This window comes from Streptomyces sp. NBC_00414, assembly GCF_036038375.1.
Classification (GTDB): domain Bacteria; phylum Actinomycetota; class Actinomycetes; order Streptomycetales; family Streptomycetaceae; genus Streptomyces.
The window spans coordinates 3,631,249-3,656,363 of sequence record NZ_CP107935.1; the positions used below are offsets into that span (position 1 = coordinate 3,631,249).

Annotated in this window: 23 protein-coding genes; 12 read left to right on the forward strand and 11 right to left on the reverse strand. The window is 71.2% G+C overall.

The annotated features are described in order from the left end of the window. Positions 1–61: 61 nt before the first annotated feature. From OHS59_RS15470 to OHS59_RS15480, 3 genes are read left to right on the forward strand one after another with little or no spacing between them, the layout of a single operon-like run. The gene (locus OHS59_RS15470; RefSeq protein ID WP_328493980.1) at positions 62–1,471 is read left to right on the forward strand and encodes an FtsW/RodA/SpoVE family cell cycle protein; all 1,410 of its coding nucleotides are present in this window, start codon (positions 62–64) and stop codon (positions 1,469–1,471) included. Between the two features lie 17 nt (positions 1,472–1,488). Further along, complete coding sequence (locus tag OHS59_RS15475; protein ID WP_328493981.1) at positions 1,489–2,946, forward strand: penicillin-binding transpeptidase domain-containing protein; 1,458 nt, start codon at positions 1,489–1,491, stop codon at positions 2,944–2,946. A 44-nt stretch (positions 2,947–2,990) separates the two neighbouring features. After that, positions 2,991–3,482, forward strand: coding sequence for a DUF3291 domain-containing protein (locus OHS59_RS15480; protein WP_328493982.1), 492 nt, complete (start codon positions 2,991–2,993; stop codon positions 3,480–3,482). Between the two features lie 59 nt (positions 3,483–3,541). Here OHS59_RS15480 and OHS59_RS15485 read toward each other — a convergent pair whose 3' ends face one another. Next, positions 3,542–4,651 (reverse strand): ferritin-like domain-containing protein, encoded by a 1,110-nt coding sequence (locus OHS59_RS15485; protein WP_328493983.1) that lies wholly within the window; start codon positions 4,649–4,651, stop codon positions 3,542–3,544. Positions 4,652–4,800: 149 nt separating this feature from the next. Here OHS59_RS15485 and OHS59_RS15490 point away from each other — a divergent pair, with 149 nt between their 5' ends. The 4 genes from OHS59_RS15490 to OHS59_RS15505 all read left to right on the forward strand — a co-directional run bounded on the left by OHS59_RS15490 (position 4,801) and on the right by OHS59_RS15505 (position 8,228). Beyond that, positions 4,801–5,736, forward strand: a complete 936-nt coding sequence (locus OHS59_RS15490) for an AurF N-oxygenase family protein (protein ID WP_328493984.1) — start codon at positions 4,801–4,803, stop codon at positions 5,734–5,736. Positions 5,737–5,856: 120 nt separating this feature from the next. Then, entirely contained in the window at positions 5,857–6,582 is a 726-nt protein-coding gene (locus OHS59_RS15495) for a TetR/AcrR family transcriptional regulator (protein WP_328493985.1), read from the forward strand. A 10-nt stretch (positions 6,583–6,592) separates the two neighbouring features. Continuing rightward, positions 6,593–6,940, forward strand: a complete 348-nt coding sequence (locus tag OHS59_RS15500) for a hypothetical protein (protein WP_328493986.1) — start codon at positions 6,593–6,595, stop codon at positions 6,938–6,940. Between the two features lie 106 nt (positions 6,941–7,046). Then, entirely contained in the window at positions 7,047–8,228 is a 1,182-nt protein-coding gene (locus OHS59_RS15505; RefSeq protein ID WP_328493987.1) for a C40 family peptidase, read from the forward strand. A 29-nt stretch (positions 8,229–8,257) separates the two neighbouring features. Here OHS59_RS15505 and OHS59_RS15510 read toward each other — a convergent pair whose 3' ends face one another. The 7 genes from OHS59_RS15510 to OHS59_RS15540 all read right to left on the reverse strand — a co-directional run bounded on the left by OHS59_RS15510 (position 8,258) and on the right by OHS59_RS15540 (position 16,044). Continuing rightward, positions 8,258–9,172: a septum formation family protein gene (locus OHS59_RS15510; RefSeq protein ID WP_328493988.1), complete on the reverse strand. Its 915-nt coding sequence runs from the start codon at positions 9,170–9,172 to the stop codon at positions 8,258–8,260. Positions 9,173–9,483: 311 nt separating this feature from the next. Next, entirely contained in the window at positions 9,484–9,906 is a 423-nt protein-coding gene (locus OHS59_RS15515; protein ID WP_328493989.1) for a hypothetical protein, read from the reverse strand. 255 nt (positions 9,907–10,161) lie between these two features. Further along, a complete protein-coding gene (locus tag OHS59_RS15520; RefSeq protein WP_328493990.1) occupies positions 10,162–11,415 on the reverse strand; it encodes a styrene monooxygenase/indole monooxygenase family protein in 1,254 nt (417 codons plus the stop codon). 55 nt (positions 11,416–11,470) lie between these two features. Beyond that, entirely contained in the window at positions 11,471–12,133 is a 663-nt protein-coding gene (locus tag OHS59_RS15525) for a GTP-binding protein (RefSeq protein WP_328493991.1), read from the reverse strand. Beyond that, a complete protein-coding gene (locus OHS59_RS15530) occupies positions 12,114–12,515 on the reverse strand; it encodes a DUF742 domain-containing protein (protein ID WP_328499219.1) in 402 nt (133 codons plus the stop codon). Before OHS59_RS15530 ends, OHS59_RS15525 begins: the two co-directional genes overlap by 20 nt. Before the next feature lie 5 nt (positions 12,516–12,520). Next, entirely contained in the window at positions 12,521–13,036 is a 516-nt protein-coding gene (locus tag OHS59_RS15535) for a roadblock/LC7 domain-containing protein (protein WP_328493992.1), read from the reverse strand. Then, a complete protein-coding gene (locus tag OHS59_RS15540) occupies positions 13,033–16,044 on the reverse strand; it encodes a sensor histidine kinase (protein WP_328493993.1) in 3,012 nt (1,003 codons plus the stop codon). The genes OHS59_RS15535 and OHS59_RS15540 overlap by 4 nt, the downstream gene beginning before the upstream one ends. 356 nt (positions 16,045–16,400) lie before the next feature. On the opposite strand from OHS59_RS15540, the gene OHS59_RS15545 reads away from it, so the two are divergent. Then, complete coding sequence (locus OHS59_RS15545; protein WP_328493994.1) at positions 16,401–17,186, forward strand: hypothetical protein; 786 nt, start codon at positions 16,401–16,403, stop codon at positions 17,184–17,186. A gap of 199 nt (positions 17,187–17,385) precedes the next feature. Here OHS59_RS15545 and OHS59_RS15550 read toward each other — a convergent pair whose 3' ends face one another. Beyond that, on the reverse strand, positions 17,386–17,910 hold the full coding sequence (locus OHS59_RS15550) for a MarR family winged helix-turn-helix transcriptional regulator (RefSeq protein ID WP_328499220.1): 525 nt from the start codon (positions 17,908–17,910) through the stop codon (positions 17,386–17,388). Positions 17,911–18,124: 214 nt separating this feature from the next. Here OHS59_RS15550 and OHS59_RS15555 point away from each other — a divergent pair, with 214 nt between their 5' ends. Then, positions 18,125–18,967: a lysozyme gene (locus tag OHS59_RS15555; RefSeq protein ID WP_328493995.1), complete on the forward strand. Its 843-nt coding sequence runs from the start codon at positions 18,125–18,127 to the stop codon at positions 18,965–18,967. A 148-nt stretch (positions 18,968–19,115) separates the two neighbouring features. On the opposite strand, the gene lon is transcribed toward OHS59_RS15555, so the two are convergent. Then, positions 19,116–21,533, reverse strand: coding sequence for an endopeptidase La (lon, locus tag OHS59_RS15560; protein ID WP_328493996.1), 2,418 nt, complete (start codon positions 21,531–21,533; stop codon positions 19,116–19,118). Between the two features lie 199 nt (positions 21,534–21,732). On the opposite strand from lon, the gene OHS59_RS15565 reads away from it, so the two are divergent. Then, the gene (locus tag OHS59_RS15565) at positions 21,733–22,434 is read left to right on the forward strand and encodes a GNAT family N-acetyltransferase (protein WP_328493997.1); all 702 of its coding nucleotides are present in this window, start codon (positions 21,733–21,735) and stop codon (positions 22,432–22,434) included. Between the two features lie 11 nt (positions 22,435–22,445). Here the strand turns inward: OHS59_RS15565 and OHS59_RS15570 are convergent, their stop codons facing one another. Further along, positions 22,446–23,192: a rhomboid-like protein gene (locus tag OHS59_RS15570; RefSeq protein ID WP_328493998.1), complete on the reverse strand. Its 747-nt coding sequence runs from the start codon at positions 23,190–23,192 to the stop codon at positions 22,446–22,448. 210 nt (positions 23,193–23,402) lie between these two features. Between OHS59_RS15570 and OHS59_RS15575 the strand changes: the two genes are divergently transcribed. After that, positions 23,403–24,092, forward strand: coding sequence for a spermidine synthase (locus OHS59_RS15575; RefSeq protein WP_328493999.1), 690 nt, complete (start codon positions 23,403–23,405; stop codon positions 24,090–24,092). A gap of 112 nt (positions 24,093–24,204) precedes the next feature. Further along, the gene (locus tag OHS59_RS15580; protein WP_328494000.1) at positions 24,205–24,942 is read left to right on the forward strand and encodes a response regulator transcription factor; all 738 of its coding nucleotides are present in this window, start codon (positions 24,205–24,207) and stop codon (positions 24,940–24,942) included. Positions 24,943–25,115: the final 173 nt, after the last annotated feature.

Genomic DNA, 25,115 nt, shown 5'->3' on the forward strand with positions numbered 1-25,115 from the left:
GAACAGCCCGATTGTCGCGACATAACGGGACATCGGGCGACGGGCTTGCTAACTTCCGGACATGCTCTCGCCCGGAACGACAGCGCAGGCGGACCCGCCGGCTCCGGTTGTCCGCCTCCCCCGGCGCCGTGGCATCGAGTTCACCCTCCTCGTCGTAGCGGTCCTGCTCTCCGTGTACGGCTACTGCGACGTCGGCCTCGCCCGGACCGGATCCGTCCCGCCCGGCGCCGCCGGATACGGCGCCGGGCTGGGCGTGCTCGCGCTCCTCGCACATCTCGCGGTGCGCCTGCGCGCCCCCTGCGCCGATCCGCTGCTGCTGCCGATCGCCGTCCTGCTCAACGGCCTGGGCCTGGTCCTGATCTACCGGCTCGACCTGGAGACCCCGGGCGACCGGGCGGCGCCCACCCAGCTCGTCTGGTCGACGCTGGGCGTGGGCCTGTTCATCGCGGTGGTGGTGATCCTGCGCGACCACCGGGTGCTCCAGCGCTACACGTACGTGTCCGTCGTCACCGCGCTGGTCCTCCTCGCCCTGCCGATCTTCTTCCCCGCGGTGAACGGCGCCCGGATCTGGATCAGGGTCGCCGGATTCTCCATCCAGCCGGGCGAGTTCGCGAAGGTCATGCTCGCGCTGTTCTTCGCCGGCTATCTCGCCGCCAACCGCAACGCCCTCGCCTACACCGGCCGGCGCGTCTGGCTGCTCCAACTGCCCACCGGGCGTGTGCTCGGCCCGATCCTCACGGTCTGGCTGCTGAGCGTGGGCGTCCTGGTGCTCGAACGGGACCTCGGCACCTCGCTGCTCTTCTTCGGCCTCTTCGTGATCCTGCTGTACGTCGCCACGGGCCGCACCGGCTGGATCGCGGTGGGGCTGCTCCTCGCGGCGTGCGGGGCCTTCGCCGTCGGCTGGCTGGAACCGCATGTGCACAGCCGGGTCGAGGACTGGCTGCACCCCTTCGCGTCGATCGAGGCGGGCCGGGGCCCGAACCAACTCGCCCAGTCCCTCTTCGCGTTCGCCGCCGGCGGGTTCCTCGGCACGGGGCTCGGCTCCGGCCACTCGATCCTCATCGGCTTCGCCGTGAAGTCGGACTTCATCCTGGCCACCGCGGGCGAGGAACTGGGCCTGGCCGGCCTCTCCGCGATCTTCATCCTGTACGGGCTGCTGGTCGAGCGCGGCATCCGGGCGGGCCTCTCCCTGCGTGACCCCTTCGGCCGGCTGCTCGCGGTCGGGCTCGCCTCGATCGTGGCGCTCCAGGTCTTCGTGATCGCGGGCGGGGTGACCGGGCTGATCCCGCTGACCGGGATGGCGATGCCGTTCCTCGCGCAGGGCGGTTCGTCGGTCGTCACCAACTGGATCATCGTGGCCCTGCTGATCCGCCTCAGCGACTCGGCGCGCGGCCGGTCCGAGGAGGAGCAGCAGCACGAAGAGCAGCACCAGGAGCACCGGGAACAGCACGACGGAGAGGTCGCGCCATGACGGGCAACGTCCGCCCCATGACCAGGTACATCCGGCACGCCGCCGCCTTCTGCGCGCTGCTCCTGCTCGCCCTCCTGGCCAACGCCACCCGTGTCCAGGTCGTCCAGGCCCCCACGTACGACGAGAATCCCGCCAACCGCCGCAACACGATCGCCCGCTACGGCCAGCCGCGCGGTGACATCCTCGTCGGCGACAGGGCGGTCACCGGCTCCAGGGACTCCGGTGAGCAGTTCCGCTACGAACGCACCTACAAGAACGGTCCGCTGTACGCCCCCGTCACCGGCTTCGCCTCGCAGGTGTACGGGACGGCCCTGCTGGAGGACGCCGCGGACGGCGTACTGGCCGGCACCGACCGGTCGCTGTCGCTGCTCCCGCTGTGGAACGACCTCGCGCGGGCCCGTAACCCCGGTGGTCGCGTGGTCACGACCCTCGACGCGGCGGCGCAGCAGGCGGCGTACTCCGGGCTCGGTTCCCGGCGGGGCGCGGTGGCGGCGCTCGAACCGTCCACCGGGCGGATCCTGGCCCTGGTCTCCACCCCCTCCTACGACCCCGGGGAGCTCTCCGGCACGGACTCGGCCGTGGCCCGGGCGTGGGCGCGGCTGAACGGCGCGGCGGACAAGCCGATGCTCAACCGTGCCGTCCGGCAGACGTATCCGCCGGGCTCGACCTTCAAGGTGGTCACCGCCGCGGCGGCCCTCGACTCGGGCGTGGTGCGCGATGTGGACGCGCCCACCGAGTCCCCGGACCCGTACCGGCTGCCGGGCAGTTCGGCGCGGCTGACGAACGAGGTCGAGGGGTGCGCGGACGCGTCGCTGCGCTACGCCTTCCAGTGGTCGTGCAACACGGTCTTCGCCGGGCTGGGCGTGGAGGTGGGACCGGAGGCGATGAGGACGACGGCGGCCGGCTTCGGCTTCAACGACCGGAAGCTGGGGATCCCCTTCCGGGTCTCCCCCAGCACCTTCGACACCCGGGTGGACGACGCGCAGCTCGCGCTGTCCTCCATCGGCCAGTACAACACCCGCGCCACTCCCCTGCAGATGGCGATGGTCGCCGCGGCCGTCGCCAACCACGGCTCGGTGCGCACCCCGTACCTGGTGGACCGGACCACCACCGCCGACGGCGACACGGTGTCCGCCACCGTGCGGCACACCCTGCGCCAAGCCATGAACCCCGTCACGGCGGTTCGGCTGCGGGAGATGATGACGGACGTCGTGGAGAAGGGCACCGGCATGAACGCCGTCGTCTCCGGCGCCACGGTCGGCGGCAAGTCGGGCACGGCCCAGCACGGCGTCCACAACTCCGGTACGCCGTATGCCTGGTTCATCTCCTGGGCGCAGGCCGACGACTCCATGGAACCGGCGGTGGCCGTCGCGGTCGTCGTCGAGGACGCGGCGGCCGACCGGGGCGACATCAGCGGCGGCGGGGACGCGGCACCGATCGCCCGAGCGGTGATGGAGGCGGTGCTCGACCGGTGAGACGGGGGTGGTGTCACGGCCGGCACCCGACCTAACGTTCGGTCATGACTCGGCCCGCCGCGTACGAACTCGCCCAGGTGAACATCTCACGCCTCCAAGCCCCCCTGGACTCGCCGCAGTTGAAGGATTTCGTGGACGCCCTCGACCCGGTGAACGCGGTCGCCGACTCCGCCGACGGATTCGTCTGGCGACTGCAGAGCGACGAGGGCAACGCGACGGACGTGTCGGTCTTCGGCGACGACTGGCTGATCATCAACATGTCGGTGTGGCGGGACACGAACGCCCTCACCGCCTTCATGTACCAGGGTCGGCACCGTGAGCTTCTCACCCGGCGGAACGAATGGTTCGAGCGGATCCAGGAGGCGATGACGGCCCTGTGGTGGGTGCCGGCCGGGCACCGGCCGACGGTGGCCGAGGCGGAGGAGCGCCTGCTGCATCTGCGGACGCACGGGGCCACGGCGTACGCGTTCACACTGCGGACGTCGTTCCCGCCCGGGGAGGCCCGGCCCCTTCTGGAGGCCCAGGAGGCGTCTTGACCTCCAGGACGCTTCCTGACCTCCGGGGGACTTCCTGACCTCCAGAGGGCTTCTGACCTCTAGGGGGCTTCCGCTCCCGCCCTGATCGCGTCGCCGACCTCCGCGACCCGCGCCTGCTCCTCCGCCGCGAAGCGCTCCGCGTCGAGCCGCTCGGCCAGCTCCTCGTCCTGGGCCATGAGGAGGTCGAGGTTGGAGTTGCCCATGTCGAAGACGCCCATGTCGACGTAGGCCTGCTGGAGGCGCTTGCCCCACAGGCCGATGTCCTTGACGCAGGGCACGATGCGGGAGAACAGCAGCTGGCGGAAGAGGGCGAGGTACTCGGACCGCTCGCTGTACTCGTCGGCCTCGGCCTTCGGAATGCCGAAGTTCTCCAGGACCTCGACACCGCGCAGGCGGTCGCGCATCAGATAGCAGCCCTCGATGACGAACTCCTCGCGTTCGCGCAGTTCGGCGTCGGAGAGCTGCTTGTAGTAGTCGCGCAGCGCCATCCGGCCGAAGGCCACGTGCCGGGCCTCGTCCTGCATGACGTACGCGAGGATCTGCTTGGGCAGCGGCTTGTCCGTGGTGTCCCTGATCATGCCGAACGCGGCGAGTGCCAGCCCTTCGATGAGGACCTGCATACCGAGGTACGGCATGTCCCAGCGCGCGTCGGCCAGGGTGTCGCCGAGCAGCGACCGGAGGTTGTCGTTGACCGGGTAGAGCATCCCGATCTTCTCGTGGAGGAAGCGGGCGTAGATCTCCGCGTGCCGCGCCTCGTCCATCGTCTGGGTCGCCGAGTAGAGCTTGGCGTCCAGGTCGGGCACGGACTCGCAGATCCGGGCCGCGCAGACCATTGCGCCCTGCTCACCGTGGAGGAACTGGCTGAACTGCCACGAGGCGAAGTGCTTGCGGAGTTCGCCCTTGTCGCGGTCGTTCATCTTGTCCCAGTAGGGCGTCCCGTAGATCGAGATCGCCTCGTCGGGGGTGCCGAGCGGGTCGCAGGGGTCCACCTCCAGATCCCACTGGATCCGCTTCTGACCGTCCCACTGCTTGTCCTTGCCCTTCTGATAGAGGGCCAGCAGACGTTCGCGTCCTTCGTCGTACTCCCAGCTGAACCGTGCCGCGCCGGTCGCGGGCACCTGCCAGAGGGGAGCTCCGGGGTCCTTGGCGTACAGGTCGTAGGTCGGCATGTGTCGCAGGCTCACACGTGGTAGACGGCGGGTCAACAAGTTGCGCGGAAGGGATTGACGAGCTTGCTGACAAGCAGTCTCATAAGACGTGACCGGCGGTAACCCCGATGACTTTCGGTACGACGACGTACGGCGAGGTGGGCACAGTCATGACGACCGTGACGGAGGACAGCCTTGACGGCCTGCGCGACGCGCTCGGCCTGCTCAAGGACCGGGAACAGGTGGCCGAGCGGCTGCTCGACTCCTCCGCGAAGCACTCCTTCGACCCGGACAGGGAGCTGGACTGGGACGCGCCCTTCGAGGAGGGCAAGTGGTTCTGGCCGCCGGAGCTGGTCTCGCTCTACGACACCCCGATGTGGAAGCGGATGAGCGAGGAGCAGCGGATCCTGCTCTCCCGGCACGAGGCCGCGGCGCTGGCCTCGCTGGGGATCTGGTTCGAGATCATCCTCATGCAGCTGCTGGTGCGGCACATCTACGACAAGGCGGCGACGAGCGCCCACGTGCGGTACGCGCTGACCGAGATCGAGGACGAGTGCCGTCACTCGAAGATGTTCGCGCGGCTGATCAGCCGGGGCGGGACCCCGCACTATCCGGTGAGCCGGGCACACCAGAACCTGGGCCGCCTCTTCAAGACGGTGTCCACGACGCCCGGTTCGTTCACGGCCACGCTGCTGGGCGAGGAGGTGCTCGACTGGATGCAGCGGCTGACGTTCCCGGACGAGCGGGTGCAGACGCTGGTGCGCGGAGTGACCCGGATCCACGTGGTGGAGGAGGCACGGCACGTCCGGTACGCGCGGGAGGAACTGCGCCGCCAGATGGTGACCGCGCCGCGCTGGTCGCAGGAGTTCACCCGGATCACCTCCGGTGAGTTCGCCCGCGTCTTCTCGGTCGCCTTCGTCAATCCCGAGGTCTACACGAACATCGGCCTCGACCGGCGGGAGGCCCTGGCCCAGGTGAAGGCGAGCGGCCACCGCCGCGAGATCATGCAGACGGGTTCGAAACGCCTGACGGACTTCCTGGACGACATAGGCGTCCTCCGAGGCGCAGGCCGCCGCCTGTGGAAATCCTCGGGCCTACTGGCCTGAGCGCCCCCCAGGGGCGCGGGGAACTGCGCGACAAGCCCCCACCGGACCCGCACCCGCCCACGGACCCCAGCCAACTCCCACCCCACTCCGCACCCCCGGGAACGGGCTACGCTGCGAGACATGACCTCGCCGGCCCCCACCCGCGCATACCGACGCCTCAGCGTCGAGGAGCGACGCGTCCAGCTCCTCGACGCCGCGCTGTCGCTGTTCGCGGTACGAGCCCCGGAGGACGTCTCCCTGGACGACGTGGCGGAGGCGGCGGGCGTCTCACGGCCACTGGTGTACCGCTACTTCCCCGGCGGCAAGCAGCAGTTGTACGAGGCCGCCCTCCGCTCCGCCGCGGAGGAGCTGGAGCACTGCTTCGCCGAGCCGCCGGACGGCCCCCTCACCCGCCGGCTCTCCAACGCGCTGGACCGCTACCTCGCCTTCGTGGACCAGCACGACGCCGGTTTCAGCGCCCTGCTGCAGGGCGGCAGCGTGGTCGAGACGTCGAGGACGACGGCCATCGTGGACGGCGTACGACGGGCCGCCGCCGAGCACATCCTCAGCCACCTGGACACCGCGGAGCCGGGCAACCGGCTGCGGATGACCGTCCGGATGTGGATCACGGCGGTCGAGGCGGCCTCGTTGATCTGGCTGGACGAGGAGAAGGAACCCCCGCTGGACGAACTGCGCGACTGGCTCGTCGAGCAGTTCGTGGCGTGCCTGGTGGCGACGGCCGCCCGCGACGAGCAGACCGCCGCGGTCGTCCGGGCCGCGCTGACGCTGGAGTCCGCGGACGGGCCGATGGGCGCGCTGGCCCGCCGGGTGCTGCCCGTGGTGAGCGACGCGGCGCACCTGCTGTGACACTGGCTCCGTGAAGAGCGAAGACACCCCCTTCGAGGGCGGCCCCCTGGACGGCCGGGTGCTGCCGGTCCTGCTCGGCCCGACCGGACACCCGCCGAAGGTGTACCGGGTCCCGGTGCCGGACAACGACGGCGGCCCGCCCATGCTCCTCGTCTACCGCCGCGTACAGGCGGGCGCGAGCAGCCGGCTCGGCCTGCACCAGGGATGGAAGTACGAGTACGACCCCACGGGCCGGAGCGGGAAGCTCAAGTGGCCGTGGTCGAAACCGGACCCGGCGCCGAACCCCGCGCCCGACCCGGTCCCGGACCCCACGCCAGACACCACGCCGGACGGCAAGCCGGAAGACACCCACGGGTGACCTTGTTGGGCCGGACCGCCCACGGTCGGCGCGCGCGGCTCGCGCGGGCGTCTGATGCTCACGGTGCGGAGGAGCGGAAATACCGCCCCGCACCGGAGGTGACGACGTGTCAGGAAGACTTCTGCGACTGGTCTGCACGGCGGCGATCGCGGCCGGCGCGCTTCTCGTCCCCGTGACGGCCACCGCGGTGCCCGGCCCCGGCGAGAGCCCCGCACCCGAGCCCACCGGGAGTTCCACGCCCGCGGCCGGGCGCCCTGAGGCCGGGCAATCCGTGGCCGAGCTGCTGACGGACCTTCAGCGGCTGTACCGGGAGGCCGAGAAGGCCACCGAGACGTACAACGCGACCGACGAGAGGCTGAGGCGCCAGCGGGCCGAGGTCGCGAAGCTCAACGGCCGGCTCGCGACGGCCCGCCTCGCGCTCCACGGCAGCCGCGGCGCGGCGGGACGGCTCGCCCGGCAGCAGTACCAGGACACGAGCGAGATCTCCTCGTACGTACGGCTGCTGCTCGCCCGTGACCCGCAGCACGCGCTCGACCAGGGCCACGTCATCCGGCAGGTCTCGCAGGAGCGGGCCGGCACGATGGAGCGGCTGGCGGGCGACGAGCAGCGGACCGACGAGCTGACCCGCCGGGCCCGCACCGCCCTGGACCACCGGCTCACCCTCGCCGAACAGCAGAAGAAGGACCGCGACCTCGTACGGAAGCGGCTCAAGGACGTGGAGGAGCTGCTGGCCTCCCTCACCGAGGAGCAGCTCTCCCAGGTGGCCGAGCTGGAGAGGTCAGGGGTGGCGAAGGCCCAGGACGAACTCGTGGCGTCGGGCGCGCTCAGCAGCACGCGGCGGCCCTCCCGGGAGGGGGGCGAGGCCCTGCGCTACGCCGTGGAGCAGATCGGCAAGCCGTACGAGTGGGGAGCCGAGGGCCCGGACTCGTACGACTGCTCGGGGCTCACGTCGCGGGCCTGGGACACGGCGGGCCGCCCCATCCCGCGCACCAGCCAGGAACAGTGGGCCGTTCTCCCCCGCGTCCCCCTTCCCGACCTGCGCCCCGGCGACCTGGTGGTCTACTTCCCCGAGGCCACCCATGTGGCGATGTACCTGGGCGACGGAATGGTCGTGCAGGCGCCGAGGCCGGGGGCGAGGATCAAGGTGTCCCCGATCGCGGCCAACCCGGTACTGGGCGCGGTACGCCCGGACCCGTCCGCCGCCCCCCTGCGCCGCTACACACCCCCGAAGCTCCCCGAGGACGCGACGGACGGCTCGGACGAGGGCTACCACGCGGACACCCCGTAGAACCACCGGCACCCACGACCTGCCGTCTCCTACTGTTCGTCCTTCTCCATGGCGCTCCCGTCCTTGCGAATCGCCGTACAGACCACGAAATGTGTGCCGGAGGCCCAGGCGCCCCTGCCCACCCAGGACGAACCCTCGTAGAGCTTCGGGTCGTAGCCGTGGTCGCCGGGTGGCACGTGCCGCTGACAGGCCTCGGTCGCCTGCCGCCGTGCCTCGGCGAGGGTCGTGTCCGGGCTCATCCGGTGGAAACCGAGCACCTGCTCATCGTGCGGGCCCTCGCACGAGACCAGCTCGGCCTCGCTGTCGGAGACCCTGTCGAGGCAGTCCCGCTTCTGCATGGTGGCCGTGTCGGTGAATCGCGTGCCGAGGGGGCGGTGTTCCCCGATCGGACCGTACAGCGGTTTGCCGCGAGCATCGAGGATCAGGCAGGCGGTACGCCGTCCGGCGGCTTCGAAGCCGGCCCTGGTCGGGACAGCGGCGTAGGAGCGTACGGCCGCGAGTTTCTCACGGGTCTCCGCGGTCAGCCGCTCGCACTGCCCGGGGCCGGTCAGCCGCGCCTCCGCGGCGGTCGCGGCCTCGACCGTCGCCATCACCTGCCCGTAGGTCTCTTCGCCGAGGCACTTCACGAGCTTGAGTTCGGGTTCGCCGGTGAAGGGGGCGCTCGGCCACCTGACGCTGACGCAGTCGCCGTCCATGAGGGGCCTGTCGAGGGAGAGGCCCGGACCGTACGGTTTCGCCTCGCCCGACGGCTGGCGCGAGAGGGTGACCGAGATCCCTCCGAGCGTCAGGGCCAGTACGAACACGCATGCCGCCACAGCCTGCCGAACGGCGGTCCGGCCGAGAGGGAGAAGAGGCAGGGCGCGTGTGGGCCCCACGACCTCGGGACCGCTGTACGGACCGTCCTCCGGGATCCCGGACGACGGGGTCCGACGGATTTCCGGCACCAGAGGAGGTTCACGGTATTCGGATTCCTCCCGAGCGCCCTTCGAGAACAGGGCGAACGCATACGAGTTCCGGCCCGGCGGTTCCCTGTTCAGGATTCTTTTCGGCTCCGCGGAGGATTCGGTCCCGGTTTCGGCGGGTGGGCCGATCTCCCCTCGGACCGAAGGGCGCTCCAGGTCGACACCGAAGAGACCCGCCGCCACACGGCGGTACAAAGGAATCCGCTCGAACTGCCGCACGGGGGCGGCAGGGCGGTAATCGTCTCCGGGAACTCCGAGAAGACGCATCAGCACGCGGCGCTCCAGTTTCGCTTTCACTGGCCGCCGCCGGAAGCGGTCGCCTCCAGGGCGGTCCCACTCGACCCGGCGCCGCCGCCCTCGGGCGTGGGTGTCGCGGGGCCGGCCACTAGACGGGCGATCTGAGGGGAAGCGCCCAGTTGAGCGAGCACGGCCGGAGCGCAGACTCCCAGCGCCACCGCCGCATAGGCTCCGCTGATCTGTCCGCTGGTCCCGAAGAGCAATGCCGCGCCGGCTCCGATGGCAGAGCGCAGGACCGCGAGACACAGGTGAGCCGTCGCGTCGAAATACACGCGCAGGGCCGGTGGCTTGGCACGTAGGCGACCGCTCGCGGTACGGCGCGCCGCCTGCCATTCCGCACATCCACGAAATACGGCCAGCAGTTCGACACTCAGGCCCCCGGCGGCTCCGAATATGCCGAACTGCCACCAATTCATCATGCCCCCCGCTGCCAACAGCCGTTCAGGCGGCCCACTCCCCAGGGTCGCCGTAAAACATCCCTACCCGGTTGCCGGACCCGGCGCCAGGCCATATGACATATCGGCCCGTTCGCCACCCAGGTGCCGCGCCGGGGTGGTAAGAGATGTCGCTGTGCGGCGGCCAGGTGGACGGGCTACCGGTGTCGGCCTTCGCGACCGGAGCCGGCCCCCGGCCCGTCAGGGCCGGGGGCCGGCTCCGCGCGGGGGGGGAAGTCCTCAGGCGCCGCTGACGGACGCCAGGTACGCGCCCGTCTTCTCCGGCTCGTAGAAGAAGTTCTCGAAGTCCGACGGGTCGTTGAAGCCGTTCGCGAAGCGGTCGGCGACCGGGGGGAGTTGGCCTGCCGCGCCGATCAGGTTGAGGACGTGCTCCGGCGGGGCGCCGAGCATCGCGTTCGTCCACTTGGTGACGTGCTGGGCCGTGTCCCAGTAGCGCTCGAACGTGGCGCGCATCCACGCCTCGTCGAACTCCTTGTCCCCGTGGCCGAGGATCGAGTCGAGGTAGGAGGCGGCGCACTTGGAGGCCGAGTTGGAGCCCTGTCCGGTGATCGGGTCGTTCGCCACGACCACGTCGGCGACGCCGAGGACCAGGCCTCCGCCGGGCAGCCGGCCGATCGGGTTGCGGACGGTGGGCGCGTAGCGTCCGGCCAGCGTGCCGCCCGCGTCGGTGAGTTCGACCTTGGTGGCCCTGGCGTACTCCCACGGCGTGAACCGCTCCATGAGTTCCAGGGTCAGGGAGAGGTGCTCGGCGGGATCCTTGACGCCTTGGAAGACGTCCATCGGGCCGCCGGGTATGCCCTCGAGGAAGAGGATGTCCGCCCGGCCGGAGGTGGTGAAGGTGGGCATGACGAAGAGTTCGCCGACGCCCGGCACGAGGTTGCAGCGGACCGCGTCGAACTCCGGGTGCTCGGGCCGCGGGCCGAGCCCGTGGACGTACGCGACGGCCAGCGCGCGCTGCGGCTCCGCGTACGGGGAGCGCGAGGCGTCGCGGCCGAACATCGACACCAGCTCGCCCTTGCCCGCCGAGACGAGGACCAGATCGTACGTACGGGCGAAGAAGTCGAGGTCGGAGACGGCGGCGCCGTGGATGACGAGCTGGCCGCCGCGCTGCGCGAACGTCTCCATCCAGCCGGCCATCTTCACGCGCTGGTCGACCGACTGCGCGTACCCGTCGAGTTTGCCCACCCAGTCGATGGCGCGCTGCGAGGGGCCCGGGTCGAAGGAGCCGGGGGCCGCGACCGAGACGCCGAGTCCTTCGATCTTCGGGGCCTGGGACTCCCAGAAGTTCAGCTGGAGATCGCGCTCGTTCTGCAGTGCCGTGTGGAACATGCACTGGGTGGACATCACCCGGCCGGTACGGATCTCGTCCGCCGTCCGGTTGGACATCAGGGTGACCTCGTACCCGTTCGACTGGAGTCCGAGGGCGAGCTGGAGTCCGGACTGGCCGGCTCCGACGACGAGTATCTTCCGCATGCGGGTCCTCACTCTGCACTCTGCGTACGCGTACGCCTTGTTCGGGGCTGACGTCCTATTCGGGGCTGACGTCGAGCGCGTGCCCCACCAGCGCCAGCAGTGCCTCGATCACCGAGATCCTGCGGCGCGCGTCCATGATCATGACAGGTATGTGCCGGGGGATCGTGAGGGCCTCCCGCACATCGCCCGGCTCGAACCGCTCACTGCCGTCGAAGTGGTTGACGGCGACGACGTACGGCAGCCCGCAGCTCTCGAAGTAGTCGAGCGCCGGCCAGCAGTCCTTCAGGCGCCGGGTGTCGGCGAGGACCACGGCGCCTATCGCGCCACGCACCAAGTCGTCCCACATGAACCAGAACCGCTGCTGCCCGGGCGTACCGAACAGGTACAGCACCAGGTCGTCGTCGAGCGTGATGCGGCCGAAGTCCATGGCCACGGTGGTGGTGGTCTTCTCCGGGGTCGAGCTGAGGTCGTCGGTGCCCTCGCTCGCCCGGGTCATCAGCGCCTCCGTCTGGAGAGGCGTGATCTCGGAGACGGCGGTGACGAGGGTGGTCTTGCCCACCCCGAAGCCACCCGCCACCACTATCTTCGTGGCGATCGGAGCGCGGGTCCGATCCTTCTGCCAGGCCTTCAACTCCTCGTCGGGCTCCACGCCTTCGGGGAGGCCGGACGATCGGGAGACATCCGAGACGCGGGAGACGTCAGAGACGACGGAGTCCACTCAGCACCCTTTCCAGCAGAGCGCGGTCCGGCTGTCCCGGGCCGTGCCCTGTTCCGTACACACGGATCTTGCCCTGGTCCGCCAGGTCGCTGAGGAGCACCCGGACCACGCCGAGCGGCATCTTCAGAAGGGCCGCGACCTCGGCCACCGTACGCATGCGGCGGCAGAGTTCGACGATGGCCCTCATCTCCGGCATCACCCGGGTGGAGAGTGAACCATTCTCCAGTTCGGGGCGCTCCGCCGGGGCCTCAAGTGCGGCCACGAACGTCTCGACGAGCAGCACGTGCCCGAAGCGCGTACGGCCGCCGGTGAGCGAGTACGGGCGGACGCGGGCCGGTTTGCGGTCGCCGCCGCGGACCGGCAGCCTGGGCGTGCCGCTCACGTCGCTCACTTCGCGGTCTCCATCGTCGTGGTCTTGATCGACGTGGTCTCGATCGACTGGCGCAGCTCGCTGCGGAGTTCGGGAGTCAGGACGTGTCCGGCACGGCCCACGAAGAGCGCCATGTGGTACGCGACGACGCTCATGTCGCAGTCGGGGGCGCCGTGCACGCCGAGCAGCGAACCGTCGCTGATCGACATGACGAAGAGCCCGCCCTCCTCCATCGCGACCATCGTCTGCTTGACGGCGCCGCCGTCCATCAGCTTGGCGGCGCCGATGGCGAGGCTGCCGATGCCGGAGACGATGGTGGCCAGGTCCGCCGCGGAGCCCCGGGGACCCGAGGGTCTCCCTTCGTCCTGCCGCGCCTGCGCGTTCCTCCCGGGGTCGGAGGAGAGCAGCAACAGGCCGTCGGAGGAGACCACCGCGACCGACAGGAGGCCCGGCACCTCCTCGACGAGGTTCGTCAGCAGCCAGTGCAGGTTACGGGCTTCGTGGCTCAGTCCGAAGGTACTGGACGCGGTCAACTGCTTGCCTCCTCGACTGTGTCCCCCCTGGTTTCTACGGCATGTTCGGCGGGCGTCTGCAGCTCCGACGTCTGTTCGGCGATCTCCGCTTCGGCCTCGCGGCGGCCCTCGCTGGCCCCCCGGTGGAATCCGCCGAGGCGGCGGCGCAGTGCCTCGGCGTCGACGGGCGCCGAGCGCGGGCCCGCGGCCGGCGCGGGCGCGGCGAGCTTCGGGGTCCGCTTGGGCAGCCCCTTGTCGGTGACCCGCTCCGGCGTCTCCTGTGCCCCCTGCGGATCCGCTGAATCCTGTGCGTCCTGCGGTCCGTCCGGGACGCGGTCGTGGGCGTCGGGACCGATCGCGTACGGGTCGGCGGGGCGGGCGGGCGCGGTACGGGAAGCCGTGGTGCGGTGGTCCGCGCCGGCCTGGGCGGGCAGCCGGATGGCCGGGGCGTCCGAGGGGGACGCGGCGCCGGGTTCGGCGGGCTCGCCGGCCGGGGACGCGGGGGGCACCGGGGCCATGAGGACCATGGTGGTCTCGGGGCCGGCGGGCTGGTCCGCCTCCGGGGCCGCGGACGCGGGGAGCTGCTCGGACGCGGAGGGTTGCTCGGGCCCGGACGGCTCGGAGGACTCCGCCGGGTCGGACGGCCCCGTCGGGTCGGCGGTGGCAGCGGTTCCGGCGGTGGCAGCAGGCTCCGCGGTGGCGGCGGGCCCGGGGGCGAGAGTGGAGCCCGCCCCGTCCGTCTCGCGCAGGGTCTCCTCCGCCGCCGCGATCAGCGGGTCCCGGCCCTGACGGCCGTACAGGACATTGGAGTTGACCTCGGCGTCCGCGCCCGGCAGGGACATCGCGGACGCGCCCCCGGGAGTGCGGGTGGTGGCCGCCTGGGGGACGGCCACGGTGGGCCCGGCGGCGAGCAGCGCCTTGGGCAGGACCACGACTGCCGTGATGCCGCCCTGCTTCTGCTCGCGCAACTGCACACGTACACCGTGCCGGTGGGCGAGCCGGGCCACCACGTACAGGCCGAGCCCGAGTCCCTCGCCGCTCTCCTCGTCGTACGCGTCCTCCGGATCGAAGGCCGCGAGACGGGTGTTGAGGCGCTCCAGCCGCTCACCGGTCATGCCGATGCCCTCGTCCTGGACGGAGAGCATGACCTCGCCGCTCTCCAGGAGCCAGCCGGAGACCTCGACGGGGATGTCGGGCGGCGAGAAGGAGGAGGCGTTCTCCAGGAGTTCGGCCACCAGGTGGCTGATGTCGTCCGCCGCGAACCCGGCGAGGTGCGCGTGCGGCGGCAGCGCGGAGATCCGGACGCGCTCGTAGCGTTCGACCTCGCTGACGGCCGCGCGCACGACGTCGACCAGCGGGACGGGCCCGGGGTGCTGGTGGCCGTGCTCCGCGCCCGCGAGGACCAGCAGGTTCTCGCTGTGGCGGCGCATGACGGTGGCGAAGTGGTCGAGCTTGAAGAGGGTGGCGAGGCGCTCGGGGTCCTGCTCGCGCTCCTCCAGTCCCTCGATGACTCCGAGCTGCCGCTCGACCAGGCCCAGGGTGCGCAGGGCCAGGCTGACGAAGGTGCCGTGGATGTTCTGCCGGACCTGTTCCAGATGGGCGGCGGCCTCGGCGAGTTCGGTACGGAACCTGTCGCGCTCGTCCGCCATCTTCTGGCGCTGGCCGATGAGGTGCTTGCGGTCGCCCTCCAGCGTGCCGAGGCGCTCCTGGAGCGCGAGGGCGTGCGTGTGGAGCGTGTTGACGGAGCGCACGACCTGGGCGAACTCGTCGTTGCGGCCGGTGAACTTGACCGGCTCGCCGGTGCCGGGCTCGGCGGCCAGCCGTGCCGAACCGCGGCGCAGGACGGACAGCGGGCGCGTGAGCGACCGGGCCATCCCGGTGGAGACGCCGACGGCGAGCAGCATCAGCGCGCCGAGGATCGCGACACGGATCTCCAGCCCGGTGACGTCGTCGTCGCGCAGCTGGGCGAGTTCCTCGGCACGCTGGGTGTTGAGCGACGCCTCGACGCCGCGCATCAGCTCGACGCGGGAGGAGAGCGCCGCGTCCAGCTTCTTGGTGCTGGTGGCCAGTTCGGCGTCGGAGAGGGTGGGCTGGTCCGCCAGGCTCCCGAGGTACTTCTCGGCGGCCTCGACATCGGGTCCGTTGACCGTGGAGTCGTACGAGGCCCGGTCCGCCTTAGGTGCCGTGCCGGCGAAGTCGGCCAGGGCCGCCTGCTCACGGACGTACCCCTGCTGGGCCGCGGCCGTGAGCGCGTTGCGCTGCTTGGTCGCGGCGGCCGACGAGGTGGTGGTCGTGGTCGGCAGGCCCGTGATGGGGTCGGTGGTGGTCTGCTTGCTGGTGGGCACGCTCAGCGCCGCGAGGAGCAGACCGCGGGTCGAGGCGGCCTGCTGGACGGCGGTGTCGAGGTCGGCGAGGGCGTGCGCGCCGGAGCCCGCGCGGGGCGGAATCTTCTCGGCGAGGTCCTCGGCGAGCCCGTGGAGTTCGGTGAGGGCCGTCGAGTACGCCCGGTGCGCGTCGAGGGCGCTGCTCTCGCCGGTGAGCGCCGCTCGGCGGACGGCGGCGATCGCGTCGAGCGTCTTCAGGAAGGACGCGGGGGCGTCCGCCTCGACGGCGGCGACGCGCAGCTCGTCGACCTGACGGTCCACGCGGGCGCTGCGCCGCTCCGAGGGGCCGTCACCCTTGGGCCGGCCGGCCGCGAGAAAGGAGGTGACCTCGTCGCGCTCGTCGGCCAGTGAGTGCGCGAGGGCCAGCGCGTCCTGGGTCCGCTCGGCGGACGTCACCAGATTCTGTGAGTCGTTCAGCTGCCCGGAGGCGGCTATCACGGACGGAGCGCCCGCTCCGGCGATCGCCGCGGCCACGACGGCGACGGCGACGATCAGCCGACTGCGTACGTGAGCGGGGCGACCGCGTCCCGCGGGATCCGGAGTGTCCTGCGGTGCCGGTGAGTTCGGGGTGTGCCCTGAGGCTCCACCCGAGGCCGGCTGCCTGCCTTTGCGCCGAGGCCGCATTTTCTGCACCGGTGCTCGCATTCTTGACTCGTGTCCCCATGGGCCCGGGTGACGATCCGTCAACTCGCGTGTCGTCCCGGTACGGCTCCCGACCCTCCCAGTGCCGGTGGGCAGTGGTCGCGCATCGCCTGACCCGCCACACGAAGGAGTGAACATCGCCGGGGAGCGGCCCGGCAAGTTCCCCTGGCGCGTGCGACACCCCTGCGCGGCAGGCCGGTTGGACGTCCACGGCGACCGATGGCAAGATGCGCCGCCACGCTTCACCCGAGTCGGTGAATCCGTCGCAAAACAGGCGCCTGACCTGCTCGTCCGGACCATTTCACCGACGGTTGCCAGCCTTTGGTGAAGCTCGTGAAGGGCTCGTGCAGACTGGCCGGATGCGCTCGGAACTGATCTCGGTACCCGGTGACCCCACTCGCCCCGACGAGGACTACGCATCGGTCGGACTTCCCGCCTCCGGACAAGGCGGTTCGATCGTCGTCCTGGACGGTGTGACGCCTCCCCTGACCGATCAGGGCTGTCTTCATTCCGTCCCCTGGTTCACCGCCCGGCTCGGTGGCTCCTTGCATGAACTGTCCGTTTCACGGCGAGATCTGACGCTCACTGAGGTCTTGGCCCACGCCATCGCCCGTACCGCCGACGCACATCGGGCAACCTGTGACCTTTCTCACCCACGCACCCCGCAGGCAACGGTGGTGCTGGCCCGCTGGTCAGAGACGTTCGTCGAGTATCTGGTGCTCTCCGACTCGGCGCTGCTCATCGAGTCCCCGGCGGGTGCGGTCATCCCCGTCCTGGACGACCGCCTGTCGCGCGTCCCGCACGCCACGCTGAGGTCGGCCGCCGCGACGGACGCGATCCTCCGCAACAAGGAGGGCGGCTTCTTCACGGCCGCGGCGGACCCCTCGGTGGCGGTGCGGGCCGTCACGGGGTCCCTCCCCCGCGCCGAGGTCCGCGCCCTCACGGCCCTCACGGACGGGGCGACCCGCTGGGTGGAGGTGTTCGGCGAGGGCGACTGGACGGACCTGTTCACCCTGATCCGCAAGGAGGGCGGCCGGTCCCTGATAGACCGCGTCCGCGCCCTGGAACGAGCGGACACGGCCGGTACGTACCTGGGCCGCTCCAAGCCCCACGACGACGCGACGGTGGTGTACGTGGAGCTGTGACCCCGCGGCGAGGCGCCCCGGGGTCGCGGGGCGGCTCGGAGCCGTGGCCGGTCGCGCAGTTCCCCGCGCCCCTCAAAACTCGGAGGGTGCGGGTACGCCGTAGCTGACCGCGCCGTTCCCCGCGCCCCTCAGAAGCGGGGCCGCGCCCCAGCTTTTGCCCCTTCAGGGGCGCGGGGAACGGCGCGCCCGCCGCGGCCCGTCAGCCCCGTTCGACCCCCCGGTTCAGGCGGTGCAGCAACCGCGCCAGCTCAGCCACTTCACCCCGGTCCCAACTGGCCAGTTCACGGACGTACCGCGCCCGCCGAGCATCCCGAACGGTCCCGAACCGCTCCCGCCCCACGTCGGTGAGATGCACGAGCCACGCCCGCCCGTCCGCGGGATCCGGCTCCCGGGCGACGAGCCCGAGTTCCTCCAGCGCCCGCAGCTGCCGCGACATCGTCGCCTTGCCGACACCGATGTAGGCGGCCAGCTCGGTGGCCCGCTGCCGCCCGCGCTCCTCCAGCCGCACGAGGAGCCCGTAGGCGGAGGACTCCAGGTCGGGGTGGACCTCGCGGACCATCTCACCGGAGGAGGCCCGCGCCCGCCTCAGCAGGACGGTCAACTCACGTTCCAGCGCCAGGAACTCCTGGTCCACGGGACCGTGATCCACCGGGCTGTGGTCCACACCACTCCCCGGGACACCGGATCCCGTCCGGTGCCCCTCGCCGTTACCGCCCTCGTGCACGTCAGCACCCATGACCCGGTTTCCCGATCCTGAAAGTTTCCGTCAAAGACCGCCATTGCCGCAGCTGGGCCAGTATTTCGCAGGAATAGACCAACGGCAGCCGCCGAGCCCTCTTTCGGCCGGTCGCCCGCGTGCGTAGCTTCTTCAACAACCACCCGCATGGCATGCCCACGCCATTTATATCGAGCACCACCGAGCCTTCGGAGGCGCGCACATGTACGTGCACAGATCCGGAACGGCCCCCCGCTCGCGCGCACTGGACCATCTCAGAACGCGGCTCGGCGCGATGGGCATCCTGCTCCTGGCCTTCACCCTGCTCCTCGCCCACCCCGCCCGGGCGGCCGACGTCCCGGCCCGCGGCTCCGCGTACATGGGCATGGGCGTCATCCCGCACGACGGCCAGGACGGCCTGCCGACCCCGGGCGACGCCACCCAGACGGAGGGCGTGGACGTCAGCAGCCACCAGGGCAACGTCGCCTGGTCGACCCTGTGGAGCAGCGGGGTCAAATGGGCCTACGTGAAGGCCACCGAGGGGACCTACTACACGAACCCCTACTTCACCCAGCAGTACAACGGCTCGTACAACGTCGGCATGATCCGGGGCGCGTACCACTTCGCGACCCCCGACACGACGGGCGGCGCCGCCCAGGCCAACTACTTCGTGAACAACGGCGGCGGCTGGTCGAAGGACGGCAGGACACTGCCGGGCGCCCTCGACATCGAGTGGAACCCGTACGGGGCGGCCTGTTACGGCAAGTCGCAGAGCGCGATGGTCACCTGGATCCGCGACTTCCTGAACCAGTACAAGGCCCGCACCGGCCGTGACGCGGTCATCTACTCGGCCACCAGCTGGTGGACCCAGTGCACCGGGAACTACGCCGGTTTCGCCTCCGCCAACCCGCTCTGGATCGCCCGGTACGCCTCGGCGGTGGGCACCCTTCCGGCGGGCTGGAGCTTCTACACGATGTGGCAGTACACGTCCTCCGGCCCCACGGTCGGCGACCACGACAAGTTCAACGGCGCCCTCGACCGCGTGGTGGCACTGGCCAACGGCTGAGCCGGCGCGCCCGCGCGTACGCGGAAGGCCCGGGCCCCTCGCGAAGAGGGACCCGGGCCTTCCGTGACCGATGACGTCCGTCACGTCGCCACCGGAGCTTCGGGCACGCGGCTCACGCGAACCTCACGGCTCACGCGGCGCGCACAGCTCACGCCGCCACCGGAACCTCCGTCGCCGCGCCGCTCGTCGCCGGCGCGAGCGCCAGTTCCAGGACCTGGCGGACGTCCGTCACCGCGTGGACGTCGAGCTTCTCCAGAACCTCGGCCGGTACGTCGTCCAGGTCGGCCTCGTTGCGCTTCGGGATGATCACCGTGGTGACACCCGCCCGGTGCGCGGCGAGCAGCTTCTGCTTGACGCCGCCGATCGGCAGCACCCGGCCGGTGAGCGAGACCTCGCCCGTCATGGCCACGTCCGTACGGACCAGGCGGCCGGAGAGCAGCGAGGCCAGTGCGGTCGTCATCGTGACACCCGCGCTCGGGCCGTCCTTCGGTACCGCGCCCGCCGGGAAGTGGATGTGCACGCCCCGGTCCTTGAGGTCGGCGACGGGCAGTTCCAGTTCGGCGCCGTGGGAGCGGAGGAAGGAGAGCGCGATCTTCGCCGACTCCTTCATCACGTCGCCCAGCTGGCCGGTGAGGGTCAGGCCCGCCGCGCCCGTCTCCGGGTCGGCAAGCGACGCCTCGACGAAGAGGACGTCACCGCCCGCGCCGGTGACCGCGAGGCCGGTCGCCACGCCGGGCACCGCCGTGCGGCGCTCGGCCGGGTCCTGGGCGGACTCGGGCACGTGGTGCGGCCTGCCGATCAGCGCGCGCAGATCGTCCGCGCCGACCGTGAACGGCAGCTTCCGCTCGCCGAGCTCGTGCTGCGCCGCGATCTTGCGGAGCAGCCGCGCGACGGACCGCTCCAGGTTCCGGACGCCCGCCTCACGGGTGTACTCGCCGGCCAGCCTGCGCAGCGCGCTCTCGTCGAGGGTGACCTCGGCCTTCTCCAGACCGGCCCGCTCCAGCTGGCGCGGGAGCAGGTGGTCCCGGGCGATGACGACCTTCTCGTCCTCGGTGTACCCGTCGAGCCGCACCAGTTCCATGCGGTCGAGCAGGGCCTCCGGGATGGCCTCCAGCACGTTGGCCGTGGCCAGGAAGACGACGTCGCTCAGGTCGAGCTCGACCTCCAGGTAGTGGTCCCGGAAGGTGTGGTTCTGGGCCGGGTCGAGGACTTCGAGGAGGGCCGCCGCCGGGTCGCCCCGGAAGTCGGAGCCCACCTTGTCGATCTCGTCGAGGAGGACCACCGGGTTCATGGACCCGGCCTCCTTGACGGCCCGCACGATCCGGCCGGGCAGCGCGCCGACGTACGTACGCCGGTGTCCGCGGATCTCCGCCTCGTCCCGTACGCCGCCGAGGGCGACCCGGACGAACTTGCGGCCCATGGCGTGCGCGACGGACTCGCCGAGCGAGGTCTTGCCGACGCCGGGCGGGCCGACGAGCGCGAGCACGGCGCCGCCGCGACGCCCGCCCACGACACCGAGTCCACGGTCGTTACGGCGCTTGCGGACCGCCAGGTACTCGGTGATCCGCTCCTTCACGTCGTCCAGACCGGCGTGCTCGGCGTCCAGGACGGTCTTGGCGCCCTGGATGTCGTACTCGTCCTGCGTGCGCTCGTTCCAGGGGAGTTCGAGCACGGTGTCGAGCCAGGTGCGGATCCAGGAGCCCTCGGGCGACTGGTCGCTGGAGCGCTCCAGCTTCTCGACCTCCTTGAGCGCGGCCTCACGGACCTTCTCGGGGAGGTCGGCGGCCTCGACGCGGGCCCGGTAGTCGTCGGACTCCTCGCCCTCCGCCTCGCCGTTCAGCTCGCGCAGCTCCTTGCGGACCGCGTCCAGCTGCCGCCGCAGCAGGAACTCCCGCTGCTGCTTGTCCACACCTTCCTGCACGTCCTTGGCGATGGACTCGGCGACGTCCTGCTCGGCGAGGTGCTCGCGCAGGTGCTCGGTGGCGAGCTTCAGCCGGGCCACCGGGTCGGTGGTCTCAAGGAGCTCGACCTTCTGGGCGGTGGTCAGGAACGGCGAGTATCCGGAGTTGTCGGCGAGCGTGGACACGTCGTCGATCTGCTGGACGCGGTCCACGACCTGCCAGGCGGCACGCTTCTTCAGCCACTCTGTGGCCAGCGCCTTGTACTCCTTGACCAGCTCGGTCACGGAGCCGGGCAGCGGGTCGGGCACGGTCTCCTCGACCTGCACACCCTCCACCCACAGGGCCGCGCCAGGACCGGTCGTACCGGCGCCCACACGCACCCTGCCGCGACCGCGGATCAGGGCACCGGGGTCACCGTCGGCGAGGCGCCCGACCTGCTCGACCGTGCCGAGCACCCCCGTGTTCGCGTACGTGCCGTCGATCCGCGGAACAAGAAGCACCCTCGGCTTGCTGGCACCGGTGGAACGGGCCGCGGCCTGCGCGGCCTCCACCGCGGCGCGTACATCGGCGTCACTGAGATCCAAGGGCACCACCATGCCGGGCAGCACGACCTCGTCGTCCAGCGGCAGCACGGGCAGAGTGAGCGGTTCGGACGTCAAAGTCATGATCTCCCCTTCGGCATTCAAGTTGAGCTATGTCGACTCAATGCACGTGAGCCACTGATTGTTCCCCCACCGGTGTTCGCTGTGAGCGATAGCTTCTGTCGGACCCGGCCACCGGCCCCGTATCGTCCACCCAAGTAATGACTCAACAGCTCTTTGGGCTATTACGACCCGTGGGCTGTCACGCAGACGGGGGTGGGCCGTGCCGAACGCGACCGTGCGGGCCTGGGTGGACGGATGGGCACTCTCGCGCGGGGCGGCGCCCCCGCTGGCCGAGCCCTGGGGATACACGGTGGACGTGGGCCAGGCCGGGCACGTCACCCGGCATGTGCTGGGCGCGACGGAGGAGCAGGTCGAGGAGGCCACGGTCCGGAAGGTCGCCGACGCGGTGTCCGGCGCCGGAGTCTGGCTCAAGGTCTTCACGGCGCCCGCCCGGGTCGCGCCCTGGCTCGGGGACGGCTGGTGGGTCAAACCGGGGACCAGCTATCTGATGTCGACCCCCCTTGCCCCGGGCCCCGCGCCGGACATGCCGGACGGCTACCGGCTGCGCGCCTGGTCCCGAGGCGGAGTCACGCGGGTCCTCGTCGCCGCGGCGGACGGTTCGCTGGCCGCGCGCGGGCAGATCGCGCCGACCGGCCTCACCGCGGTCGCCGACCAGATCGAGACGGCGCCCGCGCACCGGCGCAGGGGCCTGGGCCGCTTCGTCATGGGCACCCTCACTCACGCGGCGATCGCCCAGGGCGCCGGGACCGGCGTCCTGGCGGCGACACCGGAGGGGCGGGGTCTGTACGAGGCACTCGGGTGGAGCGTGGAGGCGAGGCTGACGAGCGCGAGGTTCTCCCCTGACCCTTTGGACTCCCCGGCCGCTCCGGACGCCCCGAACGCCCCGGACCCCGGGAAGTGACGGGCCGGCCGTCAAGGTGGAGTGGCCGCGGTGACCGACTCGGCCGACGCAGCCGCGGCGGCCACCGCCGCCTTCCGGGAGCGTCGCACCCACGGCCAGGTGGCGACCCCGATGGTCAGGGCCAGCAGGTGCCCCCAGTCGGTCAGGGGGTCCGTGAAGGCGACCAGGCCCTCGACGACCAGCCAGGCGGACACCGCGAGCAGGATCCAGCGCGGCCAGAGCCCCAGCAGCCCGGCCAGGGCGCCCACGCTCGCCGCGACACCGAAGCTGATGCCGTAGTCGTAGCGGTGGAGTGAACTGTCCGGAAGGTGCCCGAGGAGGACCGAGAGGCCGACGGGTATCTCGGTGGCCAGCGTCGCCACGCCATGCCCCAGCAGGAAGACACCCGCCGCGCGCCACCCGCCGATCCGCCGCTCCAACGCGGTGAGCACCAGCAGGAAGGCGATCACGTACACCGAGGTGATCCCGCCGGCGACCCACAGCGCACTGGCGACCAGCACGTGCGCCGGAGCCCGCGCCAGGTGCGCCACGTCCGTGCTGGAGCCCTGGAGCACCCGGCCCACCAGGCCCGCGTCGGCGTACTCGGTGAAGAGCGAGGTGAGGGCGAGAACGACGGCGTACCCGAAGGTGAAGGGGGTGCCGGTGGGGGTGGGGAGGAGGCGGAGCCAGGCCTGGGGGCGCCTCGGTGTCGGGTGCGGGTCCGGTGGGGGCCGGCCGCGCAGGTCCCCGCGCCCCTTACGGGCCGCGCTCCACTCCATCGTCCGGGGCTCCTTCCGTTTCACCCCACCCTCGGCGCGCGCGGTCGCGCTGTCCATGGCGGAGGTCACGCGCGACCAGATTCACAGCGACTCCACAAGCCGTCCATGTCCGGGCCCCGGCGTGCTCCGGGCGATCCGGCCCCGCCACCGGGGTCCCCGGCGCGGCTGAAATCGGCTGCCCGGCCGGGGCGGAGTTGCCAGGATGAGTCCATGACCACCGCGTACGACGCTCCGCACGGCGTCCCCGAAGTCATCGACCGCCGCGAGGGGCCGTACGGCGAGGTCGTGCTGCGTCGGCACGGCGGACTGCTGCAGATCATCGCCAACGGCTGTTTCCTCATGGACACCTCCGACGGCCGCTCGGAGAGGCTGCTGGTCGACGCCGCGCTCGGCGCGCTGGACGACCGCCCCGCGCCGGAGGTCCTGATCGGCGGCCTGGGCGTCGGCTTCTCCCTAGCCCATGCGGTGGCCGAGCCCCGCTGGGGCCGTATCGCGGTCGTCGAGCGGGAGCGGGCGATCATCGACTGGCACCGGTCCGGGCCGCTCGCGGAGCTGTCGGCCCGCGCGCTCGGGGACCCTCGCACCGAGGTCATCGAGGTCGATCTCGTCGCCCACGTCAATGAGACATCCGACACGTACGACGTATTGTGCCTCGACATCGACAACGGACCCGAATGGACCGTCACGGAGGGCAACGAAGGGCTGTACTCGCCGGCCGGACTCGCCGCGTGCGCACGGGTGTTGAGGCCGGGTGGGGTACTCGCTGTTTGGTCGGCCAAACCTTCGCCTGATTTCGCAAGAACCTTGCGGAATGCCGGGTTCCAGCGGGTGCGTACCGAAGAGATCCCCGTTGCCCGGGGCGTTCCGGACGTGGTGCATCTCGCGGTAAGACCTGGATAGCCGAGCGGTGGTCACTGCCCGTACCCTGCTGCTCTGACGCCGATCATTCAAGCGTCAAGCGCAGTCATGGAATCACCCCACTGGTTCCGGAAAGCACACTCAGGGGCGGGCGATGGAGCAGACACACACCTCGCACAACGGCACGGCGGCCACGCCGGGCGCTCAGCGCCGGGTGCTGGTGGTCGAGGACGATCCCACGATCGTCGACGCCATCGCCGCCCGGCTTCGCGCCGAGGGGTTCCTCGTGCAAACAGCGGGTGACGGGCCGGCCGCCGTGGACACGGCCGAGGCATGGCAGCCCGACCTGCTGATTCTCGACATCATGCTGCCGGGTTTCGACGGCCTGGAGGTCTGCCGCCGGGTCCAGGCGGCCCGTCCGGTACCGGTGATGATGCTCACCGCCCGCGACGACGAGACGGACATGCTGGTCGGGCTCGGCGTGGGCGCCGACGACTACATGACGAAGCCGTTCTCGATGCGTGAGCTGGCCGCGCGCGTGCACGTTCTGTTGCGCCGGATGGAGCGGGCCGCGCTGGCCGCGTCCACACCGCGCTCCGGCATCCTGCGCCTCGGCGAGCTGGAGATCGACCACGCCCAGCGCCGGGTGCGGGTGCGCGCCGACGACGTACACCTGACGCCCACCGAGTTCGACCTGCTGGTCTGCCTGGCGAACACGCCCCGGGCGGTCCTCTCGCGCGAGCAGCTGCTGGCCGAGGTCTGGGACTGGGCGGACGCCTCCGGCACCCGGACCGTGGACAGCCACATCAAGGCGCTGCGCCGGAAGATCGGCGCCGAACGGATCCGTACGGTGCACGGCGTGGGCTACGCGCTGGAGACCCCGACACCCTAGAGTCGGGCACCCTGATCGAGGGGGCGGATGTGATGAGGGGTCTCGGCGTACCACGCAGGCGCGTCAAGGCGGGCACGGGGCCGGTCTCCGGCGCGGGCTCCGATATGGATTCCGGCCCGGCCGCCGGTGCGGGTCCCGGTTCCGGCACGGCGTCCGGTGCTGCTTCCGGTACC